The sequence below is a fragment of the Collinsella aerofaciens genome (assembly GCF_018785245.1).
Taxonomy (GTDB): Bacteria; Actinomycetota; Coriobacteriia; order Coriobacteriales; family Coriobacteriaceae; genus Collinsella; species Collinsella aerofaciens_AD.
In genome coordinates, this window is record NZ_WQPL01000075.1 from 1 (window position 1) to 1981 (window position 1981).

Annotated in this window: 2 protein-coding genes; both read right to left on the minus strand. The window is 55.3% G+C overall.

The genetic code is table 11. The features are described 5' to 3' along the window. Positions 1-628: 628 nt before the first annotated feature. The gene (locus GPK39_RS09235) at positions 629-1753 is read right to left on the minus strand and encodes an aminotransferase (protein ID WP_215675189.1); all 1125 of its coding nucleotides are present in this window, start codon (positions 1751-1753) and stop codon (positions 629-631) included. Between the two features lie 149 nt (positions 1754-1902). Then, positions 1903-1981, minus strand: a 79-nt coding sequence (locus tag GPK39_RS09240) for an arginine deiminase family protein (protein ID WP_195192534.1), incomplete at its 5' end; no start/stop codon positions are given.

Below are 1981 nucleotides of genomic sequence, written 5' to 3' on the forward strand. Positions count from 1 at the left end.
AGGCAGACCTTCCTGAGCTTGCCGATCTCGGAAGGCACGTGCAGACCTTTCGTCATGGCCTCCTACCTTTCTTTCGGGCCCTTGTCAGGGCCGATTCGTTAGCGCCCCTCCGTGTGAGGCGTTATTGCTGACGACATATTTATATCCAAAATCAGCCCATACTTCCACCTTGCCCCCGAACGGTTTTTTATAGGGGGTGAACGGCATACACATATACTTCACGCATGGCACACTTCATCTTAATAAAGCGTATTTACGTGCTTAAACGCGTTTTCAATCCTAAAATCAAATGGAACTTAACTTTGTTAAACCATCCTCAAATTGCATATTTCCACTAAAGCTATGAATAGAACTAGCGGTTCATACCGCGTCTCAACCATTTTCATTTTTATTCAGAAAAAAGTTTGTCCTATTCATTTCTGGTAAATAAATTACCGTTTACCAGACGCTTGATACCGTTCACCGGAAACTCAGTATAAGGCCCAGCGGATACCGGCTCGCTTTACGGCCCCATTTGTAACAACTTGACTTCTCGGTATAGAAAAACAGTCCCGCTCCCCTCATGGGAAACGGAACTGTTATCGATAATCGTAGACAGATTTGATCGGCTTTGAGAGCCGTCGGAATCCTAGCGATCGAACTCGGCCAGAGCCTCACCCAGAAGCCTCAGGCCCTCGCGAAGAACATCTTCGCTTGCGCAGTAACCCAGTCGAGCGCCGCAAGGAAGCTCAAACCGGCTACCGGGAACCAGCAGCACTCCCCTCTCGGCCAGCAGGCGCTTGCAGAACTCCTCGTCGTCCTCGGGAATATCCAGCTGGATTAACGAGGTAGACACGCCCTGTGGGGCCGTCCAGGAAACGCGATGCTGCGTATCGATCCAAGCCTGCGCGATATCGCGGTTGCCAAACACGATCTTGCGATTGCGCTCGAGGATCTTGTCCTTGTGCTCAAGCACATAGGTCGCCAGGGCGTCGTTGAACACACCGCCGCAGATCATGGTGTAATCGCGATAGGTGCGGATTCGGTTGGATATCTCTTCGTCTGCCACGACCCAGCCCACGCGTGCCGCAGGCGTCGAATAGGTCTTCGACAACGAGTTGGTGACAATGGCCCTCTCGTACACGTCAGCCATCGACATAAAGGCCTCGGTGTTCTCAAGCGGCAGGTACACCTCGTCGCACAGCACATAGGCGCCCACCGAGCGGGCGATCTCGGCAATCTGGCCGAGCATATCGGCATCGAGCACCGTACCGATGGGGTTCGATGCGTTGTTGATGCAGATGAGCTTCGTGTTGGGACGAACGAGGCGCTTGAGCTGTTCGATATCGGGTTTCCATCCGAGCCCCTCGCGAAGCTCCCAATACTCGACCTCGGCGCCGAGCGTACGTGGGATCTCATAGAGCGGCGCATAGGTAGGCCACTCGGCGATAACGTGGTCGCCGGGCTCGACCACGGCCATGATGGCGTTGAGGTTCGCACCCGTGCAGCCATTGGTCTGCAGAATGTGATCGGGATTGACCTCGCGACGATACAGCTTGGCAACCTCAGCCTTAAACTCCGGCGAACCCTCGATCCAGCCGTAGTTCATCTTCTCGCGGTCCAGGCGCTCGTAGAACGTGGCGCCGTCCTGCTCATCGAGCGCGCGCAGCTCGCCCATGGTGAGCGACGAGATCGTCGACTGGGCGATGTCCCACGTAGCGCTCTTCTCCCAAACGTTGAGCCATTCCTCAACGCCAATCGTCTTGATGCCCATGGCCAAGCTCCTTACAAAAGCAGTCATCCAACCGTGTTGACGTTCCTCATACAAGATTGGGGCGGTGCGAAAACCCGCACCGCCCCAATGGAAGACATCTAATGGCAGCTAGATGTATGTATTATGACCTGTACGGGTCCTTGAAGACCTTAGAGGTCCTCGCGCCAGAAGGGCATGCTCATGCAGCGCGGGCCGCCGCGGCCGCGGGAGAGCTCGGCGGAGGGCACG